General features: G+C 53.0%; 4 protein-coding genes. 3 read left to right on the top strand and 1 reads right to left on the bottom strand.

Going from position 1 to position 5,002, the window contains the following annotated elements:
* Positions 1 to 929 precede the first annotated feature (929 nt).
* From WCO56_28890 to WCO56_28880, 3 genes are read left to right on the top strand one after another with little or no spacing between them, the layout of a single operon-like run.
* Positions 930 to 3,131: a S8 family serine peptidase gene (locus tag WCO56_28890; protein ID MEI7733617.1), complete on the top strand. Its 2,202-nt coding sequence runs from the start codon at positions 930 to 932 to the stop codon at positions 3,129 to 3,131.
* The gene (locus tag WCO56_28885; GenBank protein ID MEI7733616.1) at positions 3,128 to 3,769 is read left to right on the top strand and encodes a PEP-CTERM sorting domain-containing protein; all 642 of its coding nucleotides are present in this window, start codon (positions 3,128 to 3,130) and stop codon (positions 3,767 to 3,769) included. Before WCO56_28890 ends, WCO56_28885 begins: the two co-directional genes overlap by 4 nt.
* The gene (locus WCO56_28880) at positions 3,766 to 4,395 is read left to right on the top strand and encodes a PEP-CTERM sorting domain-containing protein (GenBank protein ID MEI7733615.1); all 630 of its coding nucleotides are present in this window, start codon (positions 3,766 to 3,768) and stop codon (positions 4,393 to 4,395) included. Before WCO56_28885 ends, WCO56_28880 begins: the two co-directional genes overlap by 4 nt.
* On the opposite strand, the gene WCO56_28875 is transcribed toward WCO56_28880, so the two are convergent.
* A partial coding sequence (locus WCO56_28875; GenBank protein MEI7733614.1) for a restriction endonuclease occupies positions 4,396 to 5,002 on the bottom strand: 607 nt, incomplete at its 5' end.

The following is a 5,002-nucleotide window of genomic DNA, read 5'->3' as shown; positions in this document are numbered from 1 at the left end:
GCTTCCCTGAGACCGGGAACCACCAAACGAAAGTCAGCAGCTCCTTCCCTGAGACAGAGAACAAGCTAACGAGAGTCATCCGGTCCTTCCCCGTCTCAGGAACTTCCAAACGAAACCCATCCGGTGTGTCCCGGTGACGCGGAACCACCAAACGAGACTTGTTAGGAACTTCCGGACAGCCTGGGGCTGCCCAGCGAAAGCCATCAGCTCCTTCCCCGAGACCCCGGTCGTCCAGACCAGAATCATTCGGTGCATACCGTTGACAAGGGAGGGCCGAAAAAGAATCATTGCACGTTCCCGGACGACTCGGCTGGCCAGAAAACCGCCGTCGGCCATGCCCTCGCAACGCGGGACCGCTGGAGCACAAAGACTGGGTGGAGGCGGATGAAGAATGAGGAAAAAAGGAGTCGCCTGGCCTGGAGACTGTTGTCCTGCTCCCGGCCACCGCCCCTAACCCTTGACCGCTATTTATAAAACCCCGATCCATGTTTCCTTTGCCACTCCAGCAACCATTGCCGGACCATCTATTATCTCCAGCATTCCCGGCAAATCACGCCTGATACCCACTTGCAATGGGCAGAATTTCCTAGAGACGCGGGGTTATTTATCGGAAGAAAAACACCAGCGCAAGGAAAATTTACAAAAAAGTGAATTTTTTTATCACCCTGATCCAGTCTCAGTCTGACATCGTAAATCACTGGCCGATTTCTAGCACCCCCCTGTCGGGCTGCAGTTGGGTTTATTGGATGGCTTTCCGGAGGTCATGCCCCGTTCCTCTCATGACGCTCCGGCTAATTAAAAATATCTTATTAAAAGCGCAAATCATCACTTGCCTTTCTTATCAGGTTAGATTAACACTGGACCAGCTCTTAGCCATCGCCAGACGTTTGCCTGGTTTTGTAAGCTCAACAAGTCGGAAATGGAAAACTATGAACGCCTCAACAAATATTATCGGACGGCTGATAGTGGGTTGCGTATTCGCCTGCTGCCTGACCACAACTCTTCACGCTCAACCTAGTCTGCCAGGGATGGCGACCAATGCCACGGCCCAAGTAACGAACGTGTTCGATTACTCGGCCTATTATTCTAATAATCTGGCATCCGTGGCGGAATGGTTGCACGACGGCTATGCCCTGCCAGACGGCACGCCAGCGGATTTTCAAACCATCATGAACCAATCGGCTTCGAGTTATGCGACCGCTGCGATGGAAAATGATTGGCATCAGTCCGCGCTGGATTCCGCCCTGACCTTTGCTTGGAATACCGGCGAGCCTTCCCAGGTGCTTATGGCTGACGGCACTACTTCATATCTCGTCAGCATTGATGAAGGTCCGCTCTTTATTGGCGCACATAATATTGAGGCGGCAAAAACCATCAGCACAACCAATGTTTGGCCGGGCGGTTCGGCGGGATTGAGTTTGAACGGAACCAATCGCACCATTTTTATGTGGGATGAAGGACGTCCACGTTTGACTCATTCAGAGTTTGGATCGCGGGTTTCGTTGTTGCCGACTTCTTTTACTAATGTAAGCAGCCACTCCACAGCCGTGGTCGGCACCCTTGCTGCGGGCGGGGTCAATAATATTAACAGCAATGGGGTTTTCATTGGCAATGCCGCCAAAGGGATGTCTTTTGCAGGACTCATTCAAGCGGGAGATTTTCGCGCCGATTTATCCGCTATGCCTGGCGAAGCTGGAACTAACAATATGCGCTTTTCCAATCATTCATATGGGCATTCTTCGGGTTGGGTCTTGGCAAGTGGCAGTTGGTATTGGTATGGCTATTCAGCAATCAGCACGAATCAAGACGCAAAGTTTGGCAACTACAGCACATACACAGCCAAAATTGATGAACTCGGGCAAAATGCCCCCAATTATCTTGGTATTTGGTCGGCGGGAAATGATGTGAGTAACGCGCCACCAGTCCAACCGACCAACCACATTGAATATAATTATCAAACAGGTATTGGTTATACCACCAGTCGGGTGCATCCAAAAAATGGCGACCCTGGCGGTTACGACACGGTTTCCGACTTTGCTTGCGCCAAAAACATATTGACGGTCGGCGCTGTGTACCCCAATGACGGCTACACCGCTCCAACCAACGTGCTCTGGGCTGGGTTCAGTTCCTGCGGCCCGACGGATGATGGCCGGATCAAGCCAGACGTAGTGGCGGCGGGAGTGAACATTATTACCACCTATAACACGAGTGATTATGCGTACCAGTTTATCAGCGGCACCAGTTTTGCCGCGCCAAGCGTGGCGGGTTCCGCCAATCTTCTGGGCCAGTATTATCAGCAGCTTCACACGAACTCGGCAGATTTGCTCTCTTCAACCATCAAAGGGTTGATCATTCACACGGCGGATACGGGGACGACAAACGCAGGGCCGAGTTATCGCGTCGGCTGGGGGGTGATGAACACGGCCAAGGCGGCGGGACTGCTCGCCAATGATGCCACGAATGGCCTGAAAAACTTCATCAAGGAAGTATTGCTGAACCACGGGCAGTATATTCAATTCCCGGTCCTGAGCGCGGGGGGAACCAATAATCCCTTAATAATCACCATTTGCTGGACCGATCCCGCCGGGGCCGGAAGTGCCCTTACCAATTTCAATAATCCAGCCGCCAAGCTGGTCAACGACCTTGACTTGCGAATTTATTCCCCAGACGGCACGACCAACTTCCCGTGGATTCTTGATCCCGATTTAACGAATCGAACGGCAACAGCGCGGGCCGCCGCAGCGACGCGCGGCGATGATACGCGCAATAATGTTGAGCAGGTGTACATCCCTAATCCGACCAACGGGACGTATCTGGTGAAAGTGACGCACAAAGGCACGCTCACCAACAGCCAATGGGTCTCCCTGCTGGTGAATGGCAACGTCGCACAGGAGCCGCCAGCCTTTGCCCTGAACAAAATCCTCCGCACCGGCACAAATGCCATTGCGGTTGGCTGGCCAACCGTCGTTGGGCAGCGCTACCAGGCCCAGTATGTGGATGTGCCCGGAAACTCAAACTACTGGCAGAACATTGGTGCCCAAGTCAGCGCGCGCCTTACGAATGCAGTGATCCAACTGCCGATGAACACGAATGGCAACACGCGCCTCTACCGGGTGCAACAGGTTTTATGAACGACACGAGTTTTCTTTCAGCATGGCTGCGAGGCGCAAGCCTTGCGGTCATGATGGCCGTGATGCAACGCGCGGCCTTTGCTGAGATTATTTACATGACCCCGCCAGAGCCGCTTGGTTATGCAAATTTTATAGACCGCACTACGGGTTTGGATTTGAATAGGGATGGGGTTGATGATTATCTGCTCGTCTTGACACCGACGGCGGTGTCTTTGCAACCACAAGGCAATAATAGTGTCGCCGCCGACGGCAATCTGTCGGTCGTACCGATCGCTCGTGGTGACCTAGTCGCTTCATCCAGTCCGTCATATCAGTGGGTAAACTCCAGCATGGCTTCTGGCGGAAACATATTCATCGGGGCAGGTGCGATTTTTGACGGTGAAACTTTCTATAGTGGAAACCTTTCGGATACAAATGCGTTCATTGGATTGCGGTTTGAAATTGGCGGAGCGATGCATTACGGCTGGATGGAGGTTTACAACTATCCCGGTGTTCCCGCCGGACAAATCTTCGGCTGGGCTTACGAAACTGATCCCAACACGCCATTTATAGCGGGTGCGGTGCCGGAGCCTTCAACCTGGGCGCTGCTAGCCGCAGGTGCAGTGTTAATGTTCTGGCGGCGGAAACGGTCTGCATGAAGAAGATTCTCCTGTTGCTTATCTTCGTCGTCATCATGCACGCAACCCGTTCCTGGGGCGAAATTATTTACACGACACCACCAGATATACTTGGTTATGGAAATTCCATAGACCGCACTACGGGTTTGGATTTGAATGGGGATGGGGGTGATGATTATCTGCTCATTTGCACTCTGACAGCAGTATATCTCCAGCCACTAGGTAATAATAACGTCGCCACCGACGGAGGGTATATGGTGATGCCGATCGGTCGCGGTGAGCTTGTCGCTTCATCTAGTCCGTCCTATCAATGGGTAAATGCGAGTATGGTTGCCGGAGGCACTGTAGTGATTGGGGGCAGCGCGATTTTTGACGGAGAATATTTTTATAGCGGAAAATTTTCAGATACAAACGCCTTCATTGGATTCAAGTTTGAAATAGGTGGAGCGATGCATTACGGCTGGATGGAGGTTTATAACTATCCCAATGATGCCTCCGGGCAAATCTTCGGTTGGGCTTACGAGACTGATCCCAACACGCCAATTATAGCGGGCGCGGTGCCGGAGCCTTCAACCTGGGCGCTGCTAGCTATCGGGGCAACGCTAGTTTATTGGCGGCGGAAAATAATAAACAACCCATGCAGATAATTATGCCAATTTCCGCGCAATATGTTCTTCCAAGATTTCTTTGACTGTCAAGGCCACGATGATGCGGTGTTCTTCTTTGAAGAAACGGTCAATCTCGCGCAGGGCGTCCTCGGAGAAGTCGAAGGAGATGAAGAATCCCTTTTCGCGGTTGGAGCGGCGCATGGCGGTTTCAAATTGATCAATGTCCGGGCGGCCCGCCTTATCCTTTTGCTTCACCTGAATGGGATACCAACGGTCTTGCAGCGCCAGTTCGCCCGCGCCAAAGGCTTTGGGTTCTGTGCCCACTGGGTAAATGCGGCCATCAATGCCCATATCGCCGACTTGGACTTTGTTCGGGATGCCGCCCAGGGCGATGACGGCCCAGTTCTCGAACTCGAACGGCGGGAGGCTGCGCAGCTTTTCCGCCGACCATGGCAGGTCGCGCACCACAAACCCGCGTCCGGACTTCCACAACGGCTCGCTTTCGGGTAATCCGCAGACATCCCGCAGGCGTTTGGCCATCACACGGCAGGCCGTGGGGGAAATATCAATGCCAATCCATTGCCGCTTGAGTTTCTGGTGCAGCCTTCGATCTTTGACAGGCCAGCGGGTGCAAGTCCCGCCTCGG

The sequence above is a fragment of the Verrucomicrobiota bacterium genome, from assembly GCA_037139415.1.
Lineage (GTDB): Bacteria > Verrucomicrobiota > Verrucomicrobiia > Limisphaerales > Fontisphaeraceae > JBAXGN01.
The sequence above is the reverse complement of the archived record's forward strand: the minus strand, read 5'-3'. Positions and strand labels throughout refer to the sequence as shown.